21 protein-coding genes are annotated in these 17568 nt (G+C 57.1%); 13 read left to right on the forward strand and 8 right to left on the reverse strand.

From position 1 onward, the window contains the following. Positions 1-95: 95 nt before the first annotated feature. Entirely contained in the window at positions 96-1226 is a 1131-nt protein-coding gene (gene zapE, locus CLM71_RS21100) for a cell division protein ZapE (protein WP_105232745.1), read from the reverse strand. 265 nt (positions 1227-1491) lie between these two features. Between zapE and zapG the strand changes: the two genes are divergently transcribed. The 4 genes from zapG (at position 1492) to CLM71_RS21120 (ending at position 5222) form a co-directional block, all read left to right on the forward strand. Next, the gene (gene zapG / locus CLM71_RS21105) at positions 1492-1890 is read left to right on the forward strand and encodes a Z-ring associated protein ZapG (RefSeq protein WP_015961991.1); all 399 of its coding nucleotides are present in this window, start codon (positions 1492-1494) and stop codon (positions 1888-1890) included. 190 nt (positions 1891-2080) lie between these two features. After that, a complete protein-coding gene (gene degQ / locus CLM71_RS21110; protein ID WP_105232746.1) occupies positions 2081-3448 on the forward strand; it encodes a serine endoprotease DegQ in 1368 nt (455 codons plus the stop codon). 89 nt (positions 3449-3537) lie between these two features. After that, positions 3538-4596 (forward strand): outer membrane-stress sensor serine endopeptidase DegS, encoded by a 1059-nt coding sequence (degS, locus tag CLM71_RS21115; RefSeq protein ID WP_105232747.1) that lies wholly within the window; start codon positions 3538-3540, stop codon positions 4594-4596. Between the two features lie 353 nt (positions 4597-4949). Next, positions 4950-5222, forward strand: a complete 273-nt coding sequence (locus tag CLM71_RS21120; protein ID WP_105232748.1) for a bacteriocin — start codon at positions 4950-4952, stop codon at positions 5220-5222. Between the two features lie 110 nt (positions 5223-5332). Here CLM71_RS21120 and murA read toward each other — a convergent pair whose 3' ends face one another. The 7 genes from murA to mlaF all read right to left on the reverse strand — a co-directional run bounded on the left by murA (position 5333) and on the right by mlaF (position 10211). Beyond that, positions 5333-6592 (reverse strand): UDP-N-acetylglucosamine 1-carboxyvinyltransferase, encoded by a 1260-nt coding sequence (gene murA / locus CLM71_RS21125; protein WP_105232749.1) that lies wholly within the window; start codon positions 6590-6592, stop codon positions 5333-5335. A gap of 145 nt (positions 6593-6737) precedes the next feature. Then, positions 6738-6992 carry a BolA family iron metabolism protein IbaG gene (gene ibaG / locus CLM71_RS21130; protein ID WP_015961996.1) on the reverse strand — a complete coding sequence of 85 codons (255 nt, stop codon included), beginning with the start codon at positions 6990-6992 and terminating at the stop codon, positions 6738-6740. Between the two features lie 138 nt (positions 6993-7130). After that, positions 7131-7433, reverse strand: a complete 303-nt coding sequence (gene mlaB / locus CLM71_RS21135) for a lipid asymmetry maintenance protein MlaB (protein ID WP_105232750.1) — start codon at positions 7431-7433, stop codon at positions 7131-7133. Next, positions 7433-8062 carry a phospholipid-binding protein MlaC gene (gene mlaC / locus CLM71_RS21140; protein WP_105232751.1) on the reverse strand — a complete coding sequence of 210 codons (630 nt, stop codon included), beginning with the start codon at positions 8060-8062 and terminating at the stop codon, positions 7433-7435. Before mlaC ends, mlaB begins: the two co-directional genes overlap by 1 nt. 14 nt (positions 8063-8076) lie before the next feature. After that, on the reverse strand, positions 8077-8604 hold the full coding sequence (gene mlaD, locus CLM71_RS21145) for an outer membrane lipid asymmetry maintenance protein MlaD (protein WP_105232752.1): 528 nt from the start codon (positions 8602-8604) through the stop codon (positions 8077-8079). Positions 8605-8608: 4 nt separating this feature from the next. Then, a complete protein-coding gene (gene mlaE, locus CLM71_RS21150; protein ID WP_105232753.1) occupies positions 8609-9391 on the reverse strand; it encodes a lipid asymmetry maintenance ABC transporter permease subunit MlaE in 783 nt (260 codons plus the stop codon). A gap of 16 nt (positions 9392-9407) precedes the next feature. Next, a complete protein-coding gene (gene mlaF, locus CLM71_RS21155; RefSeq protein WP_105232754.1) occupies positions 9408-10211 on the reverse strand; it encodes a phospholipid ABC transporter ATP-binding protein MlaF in 804 nt (267 codons plus the stop codon). 376 nt (positions 10212-10587) lie between these two features. Here mlaF and CLM71_RS21165 point away from each other — a divergent pair, with 376 nt between their 5' ends. From CLM71_RS21165 to ptsN, 9 genes are all read left to right on the forward strand, one after another. Next, positions 10588-11565, forward strand: coding sequence for a calcium/sodium antiporter (locus tag CLM71_RS21165; protein WP_105232756.1), 978 nt, complete (start codon positions 10588-10590; stop codon positions 11563-11565). A gap of 16 nt (positions 11566-11581) precedes the next feature. Then, positions 11582-12568, forward strand: a complete 987-nt coding sequence (kdsD, locus tag CLM71_RS21170; RefSeq protein WP_105232757.1) for an arabinose-5-phosphate isomerase KdsD — start codon at positions 11582-11584, stop codon at positions 12566-12568. A gap of 61 nt (positions 12569-12629) precedes the next feature. Beyond that, a complete protein-coding gene (gene kdsC / locus CLM71_RS21175) occupies positions 12630-13184 on the forward strand; it encodes a 3-deoxy-manno-octulosonate-8-phosphatase KdsC (protein WP_054307545.1) in 555 nt (184 codons plus the stop codon). Beyond that, on the forward strand, positions 13181-13759 hold the full coding sequence (gene lptC, locus CLM71_RS21180) for an LPS export ABC transporter periplasmic protein LptC (RefSeq protein WP_105232758.1): 579 nt from the start codon (positions 13181-13183) through the stop codon (positions 13757-13759). The genes kdsC and lptC overlap by 4 nt, the downstream gene beginning before the upstream one ends. Continuing rightward, positions 13728-14264: a lipopolysaccharide ABC transporter substrate-binding protein LptA gene (gene lptA, locus CLM71_RS21185; protein ID WP_105232759.1), complete on the forward strand. Its 537-nt coding sequence runs from the start codon at positions 13728-13730 to the stop codon at positions 14262-14264. Before lptC ends, lptA begins: the two co-directional genes overlap by 32 nt. A gap of 6 nt (positions 14265-14270) precedes the next feature. Next, on the forward strand, positions 14271-14996 hold the full coding sequence (gene lptB / locus CLM71_RS21190; protein ID WP_105232760.1) for an LPS export ABC transporter ATP-binding protein: 726 nt from the start codon (positions 14271-14273) through the stop codon (positions 14994-14996). Between the two features lie 51 nt (positions 14997-15047). After that, positions 15048-16481, forward strand: coding sequence for an RNA polymerase factor sigma-54 (rpoN, locus tag CLM71_RS21195; RefSeq protein ID WP_105232761.1), 1434 nt, complete (start codon positions 15048-15050; stop codon positions 16479-16481). A gap of 23 nt (positions 16482-16504) precedes the next feature. Then, positions 16505-16792 carry a ribosome hibernation promoting factor gene (gene hpf / locus CLM71_RS21200; protein WP_015962009.1) on the forward strand — a complete coding sequence of 96 codons (288 nt, stop codon included), beginning with the start codon at positions 16505-16507 and terminating at the stop codon, positions 16790-16792. Between the two features lie 216 nt (positions 16793-17008). Continuing rightward, positions 17009-17470: a PTS IIA-like nitrogen regulatory protein PtsN gene (gene ptsN / locus CLM71_RS21205; protein ID WP_105232762.1), complete on the forward strand. Its 462-nt coding sequence runs from the start codon at positions 17009-17011 to the stop codon at positions 17468-17470. Positions 17471-17568 lie beyond the last annotated feature (98 nt).

The following is a 17568-nucleotide window of genomic DNA, read 5'->3' on the forward strand; positions in this document are numbered from 1 at the left end:
TAGAGAAGTCACCCGCAAAGATCGAACAGTTTTTGCAGGAAAAATGCATTTTAGCGGCATCAGGCGGGCCTCGATGCGTGGAGGCCCGTATGATATCACGGCAGATGCGGCAGCTTCAGATATTCTTCGCTCTGCATCTCCTGCAGGCGCGACAGGCAACGCTGGTATTCAAACTTCAGCCGCTCGCCCTGGTAAATGTCGAACATCGGCGCCTCGGCGGCGATCACCAGTTTGACGTGACGCTCGTAGAACTCATCCACCAGCGCCAGGAAACGGCGCGCGGTGCTCTCCTTCAGCGGCCCCATCACCCGCACGTTATGCAGGATAACGCTGTGATACAGGCGCGACAGCGCGATGTAATCCAGCTGACTGCGCGCCTCTTCGCACAGCGTATGAAAATCCACCGCCAGCACGCCGTCCGCCGCGCGCAGCGCCTGCAGCGGCCGGTGGTTGATCTCCAGCAGCGGCGATTCGTCGCCGCCCTTGCCCGCCAGTTTGCTGAAGATATCGTCCAGCGCCTGTTGAGTCTGCGCATTCAGCGGCGTCAGGTAGAGATGCGCCTGAGTCAGGGTGCGCAAGCGATAGTCAATGCCGGCGTCCACGTTCATCACGTCGCAGTACTCGTTGATCAGATCGATGGCCGGCAGGAAGCGTGCGCGCTGCAGGCCGTTGCGATACAGCTCGTCCGGCGGGATGTTCGAGGTGGCCACCAGGGTAATGCCGCGGGCGAACAGCGCCTGCAGCAGCGTCGCCAGCAGCATGGCGTCGGTGATGTCGGAGACAAAGAACTCGTCAAAGCATAAGACGTCCGCCTGCGCCTTAAAGCCGTCGGCGACAACCTCCAACGGGTTTTCCTGCCCCTGCAGCTGCGCCAGCTCTTCGTGCACCCGCAGCATAAAGCGGTGAAAATGCAGCCGCAGTTTGCGCTCCCCCGGCAGGCTGTGGAAGAACATATCCATCAGCCAGGTTTTGCCGCGCCCGACGCCGCCCCACATATACAGCCCCTGCACCGGGCGCTGCGCCGCCGGACGGCCGCCTTTTCCCAGCCAGCGGCTGAGCTTGCCGCGCAGACCGCCGGCCTCTGGCGGCGCGTCGGGCGTTTGTTGTATCAACTGCTGATAAATGGAATCTAACTGGCTGACCGCCCGGCGCTGCACCTCATCGGCCTGATAGTCGCCGGCGTCCAGCGCCTGCTGGTAGCGTGTTAACGGTGATGGTGAATACATGTTGCCTAATGTTCCCTGCAATCGCTCCGCCCGCGCCCGCTGGCGCACAGCGCGGATAAAGAATTTATTTAGCCCATTTTAGCCGCGCGTTACCGGTCATATTTCCGGTTATCGCCACATTTCCCCGCATTGCGGCCCACTCAAAAACCCGGAAAAGCCAAGGTAACAGCGCTTCAGGATTCCACTCGGACAAGGTTAACGGTTATAGTGGATATTATTAAGTGAAAAATCCCTGCGGAACAACGAAGTCACAATAGGAGTCATCATGACCTGGGAGTATGCGCTGATTGGTTTGGTGGTCGGTATCGTCATCGGTGCGGTAGCGATGCGCTTTGGTAACCGTAAACTACGTCAACAACAGGTTTTGCAAAACGAACTGGATAAAAGCAAAACCGAGCTGGAAGAGTACCGTCAGGAACTGGTCGGCCATTTTGCCCGCAGTGCGGAACTGCTGGACAACATGGCGCGCGACTATCGCCAGCTCTATCAACATATGGCGAAAAGCTCCAATAACCTGCTGCCGGACCTGCCGATGCAGGAAAACCCGTTCCGTTATCGCCTGAGCGAATCCGAAGCGGATAACGATCAGGCGCCGGTTGAAATGCCGCGCGACTACTCCGAAGGCGCTTCCGGCCTGCTGCGTGGTGCGCCGCGTCGCGACTGACCGCCGTTTTCAGCCCGCGTAAATTTTGCGCGGGCTTTTGTACTTTCCCCCTCCCCCCGATGCGATTCCTGCGCTATCCTAAAGCCTTAAATGGATGTTGGCGGTGAACTTATGACGCAAATTCACGGTCTTAACCTTACCTTTAGTGGTTAATTAATTTCACCGGCAGGTAATGAGAGAGTTATTATCAATGAAAAAAAAGTCGTTAATTCTTAGTGCATTAGCAATGAGTATTGGCCTGACGCTTACCTCCGTACCGGTGGCCAATGCGGCCTTGCCACTCGCCGTCCAGGGGCAGCAGTTGCCAAGCCTGGCGCCGATGCTGGAAAAAGTCTTACCCGCCGTGGTCAGCGTGCATATTGAAGGGACTCAGGTGCAGCGCCAACGTTTGCCGGAAGAGTTCAAATATTTCTTCGGCCCTAATTTCCCTACACAGAAGCAAAGTTCTCGTCCGTTTGAAGGCCTCGGTTCAGGCGTGATTATTGACGCAGCCAAAGGCTATATTCTTACCAACAACCACGTCATCGCCAACGCTGACAAAATCAAAGTGCAGCTGAATGACGGCCGCGAGTTCGACGCCAAGCTGCTTGGCCGCGACGAACAGACCGACATCGCGCTGCTGCAGATCACCGCCAAGAACCTGACCGCGGTGAAAATGGCCGATTCCGATAAACTGCGCGTCGGCGACTTTGCCGTCGCCGTCGGCAACCCGTTCGGCCTGGGGCAAACCGCCACCTCCGGCATTATCTCCGCGCTGGGGCGCAGCGGCCTCAACCTGGAGGGCCTGGAGAACTTTATCCAGACCGATGCCTCAATTAACCGCGGCAACTCCGGCGGCGCGCTGGTGAATCTGAACGGCGAACTGATCGGTATCAACACCGCTATTCTGGCGCCGGGCGGCGGCAATATCGGCATCGGCTTCGCCATCCCCAGCAATATGGCGCAGAACCTGAGCCAGCAGCTGATCGAGTTCGGCGAAGTGAAGCGCGGCCTGCTGGGCATCAAAGGCAGCGAGATGACCGCCGATATCGCCAAGGCCTTTAATACCGACGCGCAGCGCGGCGCCTTTGTCAGCGAAGTGCTGCCAAAATCCGCTGCGGCCAAGGCCGGTATCAAAGCCGGCGATATTCTGGTTTCCGTCGACGGCAAGCCAATCGGCAGCTTCGCTGAACTGCGCGCCAAGGTCGGCACCACCGCGCCGGGCAAAACCATCAAGATCGGCCTGTTGCGCGACGGTAAGCAGCAAGAGGTCTCCGTCACGCTGGATAACAGCGAAACCGCCTCCACCAGCGCGGAAACCCTGTCCCCGGCCTTGCAGGGCGCTTCACTGAGCAACGGCGCGCTGCCGGGCGGCGAGAAAGGCGTGAAGATCGACAACGTCGGCAAAGGTACGCCGGCGGCGCAGATGGGCCTGCAAAAAGGCGATGTGATTATCGGCATCAACCGTCAGCGCGTTGAAAGCATCACCACGCTGCGCAAAGTCCTGGCGGCGAAACCGCCAGTGATGGCGCTGAATATCGTCCGTGGCGGCGAAACCATTTACCTGTTAATGCGTTAATTTGTACAAAAACCGGGTGCGGTAGCATACTGCACCCGGTTAACTCGTGTTATTCTCCGTTCATCCTTTATTTTATCTGTTAAAACTCCATGTTTGCTAAGCTCTTGCGTTCCACTGTTATTGGTTTAATCGTTGCCGGCCTGCTATTGGCAGCGCTTCCCGTGCTGCGTTATTCCAATCAACTGTTTGCAGAGAAAATGGAGAGTACCGCCGACGAAACCCCGGCCGGTTATAACAAAGCGGTGCGCCGCGCCGCGCCCGCAGTGGTAAATATCTACAACCGCAACATGAGCGGCGCCCCCAACGTGCTGTCGCTCGGTTCCGGCGTCATTATGAACGATCACGGCTATATCCTGACCAACCGCCACGTCATCAAGGATGCGCAGCAGATTACCGTGGTGCTGCAGGACGGCCGCCGCTACGAAGCGCTGCTGGTCGGTTCCGACAGCCTGACCGATCTGGCGGTGCTCAAGATCGATCCGGGCAATCTGCCGGTTATTCCCATCAATACCAAACGTATGGCACATATCGGCGACGTGGTTCTGGCGATCGGCAACCCCTATAACCTTGGTCAGACCGTTACCCAGGGGATTATCAGCGCCACCGGACGCATCAGTCTGAGCACCACCGGCCGCCAGACCTTCCTGCAGACCGATGCGTCAATCAACCGCGGCAACTCCGGCGGCGCGCTGGTGAACTCGCTGGGCGAGCTGATGGGGATCAATACGCTGACTTATGACAAAGTCACCAACGGCGAAACCCCGGAGGGCCTGGGCTTTGCCATTCCTACCGAGCTGGCCAGCAAGATTATGGAGAAGCTGATTCGTGATGGTCGCGTTATTCGCGGCTACTTCGGCATCCAGGGCAAAGAGATTATCCCGCTGCGCACCTCCAACAGCGGCATCGATCGCCTGCAGGGGATTATCGTGACCGAAATTACGCCGAACGGCCCGGCGGCTAACGCCAATTTCCATATCAACGATATTATCATCAACGTCAACCATAAACCGGCGATCTCCGTACTGGAAACCATGGACCAAGTTGCGGAAATCCGCCCTGGCACCACAATTCCGGTGATAGTACTGCGCGACGGCAAACGCATCACGCTGCAAATGACGGTGGGTGAGTTCCCGGAAGATAACAACTAGCGTCATACGAGACGTATCGGCGAAGGCATCTCCGTATGCGTTTGTTGATACGTCAGCCCCCCCCCTCTTTTCTTCGCCCCATATTCTACCGACAAGCCACGCCAAAATAATAATCATGCATTAAACATATAATTAAATTTAATAAATAAAATAGATATTAAAATATACACCCATTCATTTAGTTTGTAGTTATAAAAAATAAATCATCATTTCCATATTAAACTGTTTATTTAATTCTTAATCTCTTGTACTTTTAACCACGCGATTTCCAGAGCAATATTATTTTATTTCTCTTGAAAATCTGCATTCATATAAAAAATATATTTATTTTAATTTATATATAAGGACATTACATGCGTGAATTAAACAATAAAGAACTGACCACCGTTAGCGGCGGTACTTTCGATGGTATGCTTTGGGGTATCATGGATGGCATCGCCAGCGGCGCCGGCATGGCGAAATTCGCTACCGGCGGCAGCATCATGTTTGGTGCCTTTGCCCAGCTGGTTGGCGTCGTCATTGCTCCAATCATCGGCGGTTTCGTCGGTGGTGTTATTGGCCTGATGACCGATCGCGATACCGTCGCCGAATATGCTCAGCGCTATCGCGAAACGATGGGTAAATAATTCAGTTATCCATGCTGATGAATAAAAAATGCACCTAATCAGATGCATTTTTACAGAGTGATTCAATAACTATGCATTACGTCCTGCGGGGGACGTAATGCATTTTTTATTTACTCGCCTTTTACGCGCTCGATATTCGCGCCCAACGCACGCAGCTTATCTTCGATACGCTCATAGCCGCGATCGATATGATAAATACGGTCAACGATGGTCACGCCATCGGCGATACAGCCGGCCAGCACCAGGCTGGCGGAAGCGCGCAGATCGGTCGCCATCACCTGCGCACCGGACAGTTGCTCAACGCCATGGCAGATTACCGTGTTGCTTTCGATTTCCGCATGTGCGCCCATGCGGATCAGCTCCGGTACGTGCATGAAGCGGTTTTCGAAGATGGTTTCGGTGATAACGCCGGTACCTTCAGCCACCAGGTTCAACAGGCTGAACTGCGCCTGCATATCGGTCGGGAAGCCCGGGTGCGGCGCGGTGCGAATGGTAATGGCCTTTGGCCGCTGACCGTGCATATCCAGACTGATCCAGTCCTCACCGACTTCAATATCCGCACCGGCTTCACGCAGCTTGGCCAGCACCGCATCCAACGTGTCAGGACGAGTATCACGACACAGCACCTTGCCGCCGGAGATCGCCGCCGCCACCAGGAAGGTGCCGGTTTCAATACGGTCAGGCAGAACACGGTAAACGCCGCCGCCCAGACGCTCAACGCCTTCAATGGTGATCTTGTCGCTGCCGGCGCCGCTGATTTTTGCACCCAGCGTATTCAGGAATTCGGCGGTATCGACAATTTCCGGCTCGCGTGCGGCGTTTTCAATCACGGTGGTGCCCGTCGCCAGCGTCGCGGCGCTCATAATGGTGACGGTAGCGCCCACGCTCACTTTGTCCATCACGATATGCGCGCCCTTCAGACGGCCATCGACGGATGCCTTCACATAGCCTTCTTCCAGTTTGATCTCGGCACCCAGCTGTTCCAGACCGGTGATATGCAGATCGACCGGACGCGCGCCGATGGCGCAGCCGCCCGGCAGAGAAACCTGGCCATAGCCGAAACGGGCGACCAGCGGACCCAGCGCCCAGATGGAAGCGCGCATGGTTTTCACCAGATCGTAAGGCGCGCAGAGTTCGTTCACACCGCTGGCGTCCATAAACACCGAACCATTACGTTCAACTTTCGCACCCAGCTGGCTCAACAGCTTGATGGTGGTATCGATGTCTTTCAGTTTGGGAACATTCTGTAACTCGACCGGCTCTTCTGCCAACAACGCGGCAAACAGAATCGGCAGGGCGGCGTTTTTCGCCCCGGAAATAGCCACTTCCCCGCTCAGGCGGGTACGGCCCTGCACTCGAAATTTATCCATCTAATGACTCTCTGTTGTCTCGTCCACAATACCCGCCAACCCACGCCACCGCACACTGGCCGCCCGCAAGCGCGCCGCTGTGCTCCCTTGCCTGCGCCGTCGGTCAACCGGGTATCAACGCTGCCGGCCCGAAAGGCCCGCAGCCTTAAAATCCGTTGAGTTTGCGATCCCGCTTCCACTCTTCAGGGGTGTATGCCTTGATCGACAGGGCATGAATGCGGTTGTCGGCAATGTATTCCATCAGCGGCGCATAGATCGCCTGCTGCTGTTTGACGCGGCTCATGGCGCCAAACAGTTCACCGACCGCAATCACCTGAAAGTGGCTGCCGTCGCCCGTCACCTGCACTTCTTCCAGCGCCAATGCATTCATCAGCACGTCTTTAATTTCGCTATTTTCCATGGTATCCCGTTCTGCTACAAAGGATCATAATCAGCCTGATATCTTAGAGGAATACGGCGCTTTCTTAAACTAAAGAAAAAGCCCCTGCATAACAGGGGCTTTCGAGCATGTACTTACCGCCGCGCCGATAAACCGCGCCTAACTCCGTGTCTCGACAGGCATTATCTCCTGCAGATTGTACAAAGCGATCAGCGTTCTCAAACGGTCGGTGGCGCCGGAAATTTTCAATTCCACGCCGTTGCGCAGCTGTTCGGCACGCAGATGCACCAGCAGCGCCAAACCGGAAGAGTCCACGCGGCGCAGCTGCGCCACGTCAATCGCCGTTTTGCCTTTCAGCAGCTCGGCGCGCTGCCGCCACAGCGGCAGCAGCGTTTCCCGGTCTAGGTCGCCGTGCAGCACCAGCGTCTGCTGCTGGTCATCGAAACGCAGAGACTCAGCCATTACTTTTTCTGGTCCAGCGTGATCGGCTGCTTGGCCGCCGCCTGCAGTTGCTGAGTCAGGCCGTCGATGCCTTTGGTACGCAGCGTTGACGCCCACTCATTCTGCTTGGTGGTGATCATGCTGACGCCTTCGGCGATCATGTCATATGCCTGCCAGTGGCCGGTCTTGCTGTTTTTACGCCATTGGAAATCAAGACGCACCGGCGGACGGCCGTTGGTGTCGATAATGGTGACGCGAATCGCCACGATATTGGCGTCACCCAGCGGCTGCTGCGGCGCAATCTGATAGGTCTGGCCGTGATACAGCGCCAGCGCCTGGCCGTATGCCTGCTCCAGATAGGCCTGGAACGCGGTGAAGTACGCTTCACGCTGCGCCGGCGTCGCTTCTTTGTAATAACGGCCCAGCACCAGCGCGCCGGCGTATTTCACCTGAACGTACGGCATCAGCTCTTCATGCACGATGGAACGCAGCGAGTTCGGATCCTGCTTGATTTTCGGCTGCTCGGTTTTGAGGCGGGTAAAGGTCTTCTCCGCCGCTTCTTGCATCATGCTGTATGGGTTGGTTTGGTCCGCCGCGCTTGCCAGCGGTGCAACCACCAACAGGGCAACCATCAATAAACGTTTAAACATGCAGGTTTCCTCTTTTAATGACTCGGGGCGGCTGCCGGCGCTGCACCCGCAGCATCCGGCTTGGCTTCATCCTGACCGCCGCTTTTATACAGGAACTGGCCGATCAAATCTTCCAGCACCATTGCTGATTTCGTGTCCTGAATGGTGCCGCCATCCTTGAGAATAGCAGTCCCCATTTCCGGGTCTTCAAAGCCGACGTTCAGGGCAAGAAACTGTTCCCCCAGCAGGCCCGACGTGCGGATTGCCAGGGAACTGGTATCCGGGATCTGGTTGTACTTATCCTGAATATCCAGCGCAACGCGCGGCGAATACGTTTTCGGATCCAGTTCAATATCCGCCACGCGGCCGATCACCACCCCGCCAATCTTCACCGGCGAACGCGCTTTCAGGCCACCAATGTTATCGAAGGTGGCATAGATACGGTAGGTCGGTTCGTTGCCGATGGATTTCACATTGGCAACCTGCAGGCAGATAAAGATGATGGCGGCCAGCGCGATCAGCATAAATACCCCAACCCAGATTTCACTCTTCTTCGTTTGCATCGACTCAATTCCCAAACATCAGTGCTGTCAGCACAAAATCCAATCCCAACACCGCCAGAGACGAATGTACCACCGTTCTGGTCGTTGCCCGGCTAATCCCTTCAGAGGTCGGCACCGCATCATAACCGTTAAAGATAGCAATCCAGGTCACGGTTATCGCGAATACCACGCTCTTGATCACGCAGTTCAGCAGATCCTGACGCCATTCGACGGCGCCCTGCATCGCCGACCAGAAGAAGCCGCTGTCGATGCCTTTCCAATCCACGCCGACTATCGAGCCGCCCCAGATACCAACGGCAACGAAGATCAGGGTCAGCAACGGCATGCTGATCATCCCGGCCCAGAAACGCGGCGCTACGATGCGCCGCAGCGGATCGACCGCCATCATCTCCAGGCTGGAAATCTGTTCGGTGGCTTTCATCAGGCCGATTTCTGCGGTCAGTGCGGAGCCTGCACGGCCGGCAAACAGCAGCGCGGTCACCACCGGCCCTAGTTCGCGCAGCAGCGACAGCGCCACCATCATGCCCAGACTCGCCTCGGCGCTGTAGGTGGTCAGCACCAGATACCCCTGCAGCCCCAGCACCATGCCGATAAACAGCCCGGAAACCATAATAATCAACAGCGACTGTACGCCGACGCTGTGCAGCTGCTTGATCAGCAGCGGCCATTGCCTGCGCGGTTCAGGCCGCCCGATCAGCGCGCCCCACAGCATCAGACCGGCGCGCCCGAAGGCGGTGCTGATATTGATGCCACGGCGTCCAAGAGACGCTAACGCCTGTAATAACATGAGGATATCTACTCCCTTACCCTAACAATTCGGCCTGGTAATCACCGGCCGGATAACGGAACGGCACCGGCCCGTCGGCAATACCATCCAGGAACTGGCGCACGCGTGCATCAGGATTGTTCTGTAACTGCTGTGCGGTTCCTTCGGCTATCACATGGTGTTCCGCTACGATATAAGCGTAGTCGGCAATGCTCAGCACTTCCGGCACGTCGTGTGACACCACGATACAGGTGATCCCCAGCGCATGGTTCAGTTCATCAATCAATTTAACCAGTACGCCCATGGTGATCGGATCCTGACCGACAAACGGCTCATCAAACATGATCAGCTGCGGGTCGAGCGCAATGGCCCGCGCCAGCGCCGCACGCCGCGCCATGCCGCCGGACAGCTCGTTCGGCATCAGATCCGCCGCGCCGCGCAGCCCCACCGCCTCAAGCTTCATCAGCACCGTGGTGCGAATCAGCGCCTCCGGCAGTTGGCTGTGTTCGCGCAGCGGGAAAGCCACGTTCTCAAATACGGTTAAATCGGTGAACAGCGCCCCTGACTGGAACAGCATGCTCATCTTTTTGCGCGCGTCGTACAGTTTATGCCGCGACAGCGCGGGAATATTGTCCCCGTCGAACCAGATTTCACCGCTATCCGGTGCCAGTTGCCCGCCGATCAGGCGCAGCAAGGTGGTCTTGCCGATGCCGGACGGCCCCATAATCGCCGTCACTTTACCACGGGGAACCGTCAGGTTGATGTCTTCAAATATCAGCCGATCGCCGCGGGAGAACGTCATACCGCGCACTTCGACCAGATTATCTGCCTGCTGGTACATGTTTTTGGATCCTTGTACGGCTTCAGTTGGCTATATCACCCGCTGATAATAATCTACCGGGCGCAATACGGCGCATTTTTACAAAAACTTACCGCCATTTCGCTACCAATGATGCCATTAGTTTTACTTTTACGCTGCGCAGGGTCAAAATTAGTCACATCACGAAAAATAACGACACAGATGGCGATGGCGCCCATCCCCCGGCGCAAGCCGGTAATGGTGGGCAGAAAAAATAGCCGCCGGGCTATGTTTGACCAACGAATCGGGCTCCCTGTCGGTTTCACGTCATCGCCATACGCCCCGCGCGCCCAACAGCGCCGAAGGGCGGCGATCGGCAGTGGCAAATCCCAGGGAATAATGCCCGCAAAGGACACGCATGTTTCTCGCAATAGCATTATTTATCGTTGGCTTGTTTTTACTGGTATATGGCGCCGACCGCCTGGTTTATGGCGCGGCGGTGATTTCCCGTTCGCTGGGCGTGCCGCCGCTGATCATCGGCATGACGATCGTCGGCATCGGCACCTCGCTGCCGGAGCTGTTCGTGTCCGTCACCGCAGCGCTGAACGGCCAGAGCGATATGGCGGTCGGCAACGTTCTCGGCTCCAATATTACCAATATCCTGTTGATTTTAGGCGTTGCCGCGGTGATTCACCCGCTGGCGGTCCGCTCAGAGATACTGCGGCGCGAACTGCCGCTGATGTTGGCGGTCACAGTATTATGCGGCCTGGTGTTGATGAACAGCCAGCTCAGCCGGCTGGACGGTGCGCTGCTGTTGGTCGCCGCCGCTGGCTTTATCACTCTGATGCTGAAGATCGCGCGGCTGGCCCAGCGCGAAGGCAATGACAGCCTGACCAGGGAGCAGATGGCCGAGCTGCCGCAAAGCGGCAGCGCCACCGTCGCCACGCTGTGGCTGGTGCTGGCGTTTATTATCCTGCCGCTCGCTTCGCGGATGGTGGTCGATAACGCCACGGTTATCGCTCACTATTTCGGCATGAGCGAGCTGGCGGTCGGTCTGACGATGATCGCCGTCGGCACCAGCCTGCCCGAGCTCGCCACGTCGATAGCCGGCGCGCTGAAAGGCGAAGGCGATATGGCGATCGGCAATATTATCGGCTCGAATATTTTCAATATGGCGATCGTACTCGGCGTGCCCGCCCTGCTGTCGCCCAGCCGGCTCGACCCGGCCGCCTTCCAGCGCGACTACTGGGTGATGCTGGCGGCCATCATCGCGCTCAGCGCGCTGTGCATCGGGCGTAAACATCGCATCGGCCATCTGGCGGGCGCTCTGTTATTATGTGGTTTTATTGCGTATCTTGCGCTGCTGTTTTTCAACCCATTCGTTACCTTTGGCTAAGAATACGAGAAAAAGCATGTCGAATATTGAGTTGCAACCTGGCTTCGATTTTCAGCAGGCCGGTAAAGAAGTGCTCCAGATCGAACGCGACGGGCTGGCGCAGCTCGACAGTTACATCAATGACGACTTTACCCGCGCCTGCGAAAAAATCGCCGCCTGCAGCGGTAAAGTGGTGGTGATGGGGATGGGTAAATCCGGCCATATCGGCTGTAAGATTGCTGCCACCTTCGCCAGCACCGGCACCCCTTCATTCTTCGTGCATCCGGCAGAGGCCAGCCATGGCGATCTTGGCATGGTCACGCCGCAGGACATTGTGCTCGCCATTTCCAACTCCGGCGAATCCAGTGAAATTCAGGCGCTGATTCCGGTGCTGAAACGTCAGCAAATCCCGATGATCTGCATGACCAACAACCCGGAAAGTTCAATGGGCAAGGCGGCGGATATCCACCTGTGTATTAAAGTGCCGCAGGAAGCCTGTCCGCTGGGCCTGGCGCCGACCACCAGCACCACGGCAACGTTGGTGATGGGCGACGCGCTGGCGGTGGCGCTGCTGAAGGCGCGCGGTTTTACGCCGGAAGATTTCGCGCTGTCCCACCCCGGCGGCGCACTGGGGCGCCGCCTGCTGCTGCGCGTCAGCGACATCATGCACGGCGGCGACGAGATTCCGCACGTCGGCACCGACGCCACGCTGCGCGACGCGCTGCTGGAGATCACCCGCAAAAACCTGGGGATGACGGTCATCTGCGACGACCAGATGAACATTGCCGGCATTTTCACCGATGGCGACCTGCGCCGCATCTTCGATCTGGGCATCGACCTGAACAGCGCCAAAATTGCCGATGTCATGACGCGCGGCGGCGTACGCGTGCGGCCGCACACGCTGGCGGTGGACGCGCTGAACCTGATGCAGCAGCGCCATATTACCGCGCTGCTGGTTGCCGATGGCGACCGGCTGCTGGGTGTGGTACATATGCATGACATGCTGCGCGCCGGCGTTGTTTAAGTTTTTACAGGCGACGGGGCGCCTAAATGCGGCCCTATTGATAGAATAACTAGGAAAATCAATGAGTATGGTTGAAACCTGCTACGGGCCGGTAACGCAAGACGTGATGGCGCGAGCCGGGAAAATCCGTCTGCTGATCTGCGACGTCGACGGCGTCCTGTCGGACGGCCTGATTTATATGGGCAACAACGGTGAAGAACTGAAGGCGTTCAACGTGCGCGACGGTTACGGCATCCGCTGTCTGAAAACCTCAGACATCGAAGTCGGCATCATCACCGGGCGTTCTGCCAAGCTCCTGGAAGACCGGGCAAAAACGCTGGGCATCAGCTATCTGTACCAGGGGCAGTCCGATAAGCTTTTGGCCTTCCGGGAACTGTTGGATACACTGTCGCTGTCGGCGGATCAGGTAGCCTATATCGGCGACGATCTGATCGACTGGCCGGTGATGGCGCAGGTAGGCCTGGCCGTGGCGGTGGCAGACGCCCACCCGCTGCTGACGCCGCGCGCCCACTACGTCACCCGCATCGCCGGCGGACGCGGCGCGGTGCGTGAACTGTGCGACATTATTCTTTTGGCTCAGAACAAGCTGGAGGACGCCAAAGGGCTGTCGATATGAGCAAAACCAAACGCTGGATCACCATTATACTGGCGCTGATCGTTCTGGCCCTGATCGGCTGGAATATGGCGGATTACGATGACGAACCCACGGCCGGGCCGGTAAACTCGGAAGATCCGACCTACCAGAGCCAGCAAACGGTCACCGTCGTCTACAACCCGGCCGGTAAATTAAATTATAAGCTGGTGGCGGAGAGCGCCAAGTACTATACCGCCGAAGAGCTGAGCTGGTTCACCCAGCCGGTGATGACGCTGTTTGACGAAAACGCCGTCGCCACCTGGTCGGTACGCGCCGACCGCGCCAAACTGACCAAAGACCGTATGCTGTACCTGTACGGCCATGTCGAGGTGAACAGCCTGACCACCACCTCGCAGCTGGAAAAAATTAAAACGGACAATGCTCAGGTAAATCTGGTGACCCAGGATGTGTCCTCCGATGACGAAGTTACGCTTTACGGCGCGAATTTTAATTCCAATGGCATGAAAATGCGCGGAAATCTGCGGGACAAAACCGCTGAGCTGATTGATAAGGTTAAGACCAACTATGAAATTCAAACTCAAAAAACCACTCCGTAGTCTGTTGATCGGCAGCTTAGTTTTGGCCGCCAGCGCCCCTGCTCTGGCGCTGAAGTCCGACGCCAACCAGCCGGTGAGCATTGACTCGCTGAACCAGTCTCTGGATATGCAGAGCAACGTCAGCACCTTTACCGGCAACGTGGTGATCAAGCAGGGCACCATTGAGATTAAGGCCGATAAAGTGGTGGTCACCCGTCCGGGCGGCGATCAGAACAAAACCTATATCGAAGCCTTCGGCAAGCCGGTAACCTTCTACCAGATGCAGGACAACGGCAAACCGGTGAAAGGACACTCGCTGAAAGTGCGCTACGACGTGGCGCCGCAGCTGGTGACCCTGACCGGCAATGCCTATCTGGAGCAGCTCGACAGCAACGTGAAGGGCGAGCGCATCACCTATCTGGTGCAGCAGCAGCAAATGCAGGCATACGGCGACAAGGGCAAACGCGTGAAGACCGTGCTGGTGCCGTCGCAGTTGCAGGATAAAAACGGTCAGAAGAGTAACTAATCACTTATGGCAACACTCATCGCAGAAAATCTGGCGAAAGCCTACAAGGGCCGCAAAGTCGTTGAAGACGTCAGCCTGAAAGTGAACTCCGGCGAAATCGTCGGGTTGCTGGGGCCGAACGGCGCGGGTAAAACCACCACCTTTTACATGGTGGTCGGCATCGTACAGCGCGACGCCGGACGCATCATCATTGATGATGAAGACATCAGCATCCTGCCGCTGCACGCCCGTGCGCGTCGCGGCATCGGCTATCTGCCGCAGGAAGCCTCGATCTTCCGCCGCCTGAGCGTCTATGACAACCTGATGGCGGTGCTGGAAATCCGTGACGATCTGAGCAGCGAGCAGCGCGCCGATCGGGCCAACGAGCTGATGGAGGAGTTTCATATCACCCATCTGCGCGACAGCCTGGGGCAGGCGCTGTCCGGCGGTGAACGCCGCCGTGTCGAAATCGCCCGCGCGCTGGCCGCCAACCCGAAATTCATCCTGCTGGACGAACCGTTTGCCGGGGTAGACCCGATTTCCGTTATCGATATTAAAAAAATCATCGAACACCTGCGCGACAGCGGGCTGGGCGTGCTGATCACCGACCATAACGTGCGTGAGACGCTGGACGTCTGCGAACGCGCCTATATCGTCAGCCAGGGCCAGCTGATCGCCCACGGCACGCCGGAAGCGATTCTGAGCGATGAGCAGGTGAAACGCGTTTATCTGGGCGAAGAATTCCGCCTGTAATGCCTTGCGTCAGCGATACGCGACGGTTAACGGAAAAATAGAAAGAACATTATGAAGCAAGGTTTGCAACTCAGGCTCAGCCAACAATTGGCGATGACTCCCCAGCTGCAACAGGCCATTCGTCTGCTGCAGCTGTCTACGCTTGAGCTCCAGCAAGAGATCCAACTGGCGTTAGAGAGCAACCCGCTGCTTGAGCAAACCGACCCGCACGATGAGATCGACGCGGAAGAGGGCAACGACACCGAAGGTCTGGATACCCGCGAGGCGCTGGAGCAAAAGGAGATGCCGGACGAGCTGCCGCTGGACGCCACCTGGGACGAAATCTATACCGCCGGCACGCCATCGGGCACCGGCACCGATTACCGCGACGATGAGCTGCCGGTCTATCAGGGGGAAACCACCCAGACGCTGCAGGACTACCTGATGTGGCAGGTGGATCTGACCCCGTTCTCCGATACCGACGCCGCTATCGCCACCTCGATCGTCGACGCCGTCGACGATACCGGCTATCTCACCGTCTCGCTGGAAGAGATTCTGGAAAGCGTCGGCGCGGAAGACGTCACGCTTGATGAGGTGGAAGCGGTGCTCAAACGGGTGCAGCGTTTCGACCCGATCGGCGTCGCGGCGCGCGACCTGCGCGACTGTCTGCTGGTTCAGCTTTCTCAATACGCCAAAGAGACGCCTTTCCTCACCGAAGCCCGGCTGATCATCAGCGAACACCTGGATCTGCTGGCCAATCACGACTTTCGCAGCCTGATGCGATCAACCCGGCTAAAAGAAGATACACTGAAAGAAGCGATGCTGCTGATTCAGTCGCTCGACCCGCGCCCGGGGCAATCGATCAATACCGGCGAGTCGGAATATGTCATTCCCGACGTGCTGGTACGCAAGGTGCACAACCGCTGGACGGTCGAGCTGAATGCCGACAGCATTCCGCGTCTGAAGATCAACCAACACTACGCCGCACTGGGCAACAGCTCGCGTAATGAAGCCGATGGCCAGTTTATCCGCAGTAACCTGCAGGAAGCGAAATGGCTGATCAAAAGCCTGGAAAGCCGTAACGATACGCTGCTGAAGGTGACGCGCTGTATCGTCGAGCAGCAGGAGGCGTTCTTTGAACAAGGCGAGGAGTTTATGAAGCCCATGGTGCTGGCGGATATCGCCCAGGCCGTGGAGATGCATGAATCGACGATTTCACGCGTGACCACGCAGAAGTTCCTGCACAGCCCGCGCGGCATCTTCGAACTGAAATATTTCTTCTCCAGCCACGTCAACACCGACAGCGGCGGCGAGGCATCCTCCACGGCGATCCGCGCGCTGGTGAAGAAATTGATCGCGGCGGAAAACCCCGCCAAACCGCTTAGCGACAGTAAACTGGCCACCCTGCTTGCCGATCAGGGCATCATGGTGGCACGGCGCACCGTCGCCAAGTACCGAGAGTCTTTGTCCATCCCGCCGTCGAACCAACGTAAACAGTTGGTTTGACCTCAATAGAGAAGGAAGACATTATGCAGCTCAACATTACCGGACACCACATCGACATCACCGAGCCGTTACGCGAGTTCGTGAATACCAAGTTCGCCAAGCTCGAACAGTATTTCGACCGCATTAATCAGGTTTATGTCGTGCTCACCGTGGAAAAAGTGCAGCAGATTGCGGAAGCAACGGTGCACGTGAATGGAGGCGAGTTGCACGCCACCTCGGAAAAAGAAGATATGTATGCTGCAATTGACTGCCTGATTGATAAACTGGCGCGGCAATTGAACAAACATAAAGACAAATTGAAGCAACACTGACAATCTGGGCCGCTACCGTCCGCGGCAGCGGCCTGAACGTAGCCTTCGTGCTACCGGGCTGCCATCGGCGCGTTATTCAGCAGAATAACGCGCCGATAAGCCATCAGGGTTTAACAGACGAAAAATCGCCTCGTTAAGCAACGACGTCGCAGAGCGTTTGGCACCGCCAAACCAGCGCTAAGCAAGCTTAAGCGTGTGATTTTAAGTGAAGATGAGATGAACGACGAAATAATGCAATTAAGCTCGGTGCTCAACATCGAGTGCACCAGAAGCTCGGTACACTGCAACAGCAAGAAACGCGCTCTGGAAATTATCAGCGAACTGGCAGCCAAACAGCTCAACCTGTCGCCACAGGTAGTGTTTGACGCGGTTCTCACCCGTGAACGCATGGGAAGTACCGGTATCGGCAATGGTATCGCTATCCCTCATGGCAAGCTGGAAGAGGACACACTGCGGGCCGTTGGCGTGTTTATCCGTCTCGACCAACCTATCGCCTTCGACGCCATCGACAACCAGCCGGTCGATCTGCTGTTCGCCCTGCTGGTGCCGGCCGATCAGTGCAAGACCCATTTGCATACGCTGTCGCTGGTCGCCAAGCGTCTGGCCGATAAAACCGTCTGCCGCCGCCTGCGCGCCGCGCAGAGCGACGAAGAGCTTTATCAGATCATTACGGAATAACCGGTTGCCGGCGTGACTTCCGCCGGCGATAACGATACTGTTTGTCTGTCACGGATCCCGGCCGTCGCCGGGCTCATATTTCCAACGGCGGCAGAAGC

It is taken from the genome of Serratia sp. MYb239 (genome assembly GCF_002966855.1).
In the GTDB taxonomy this organism is placed as follows: domain Bacteria; phylum Pseudomonadota; class Gammaproteobacteria; order Enterobacterales; family Enterobacteriaceae; genus Serratia_B; species Serratia_B rhizosphaerae.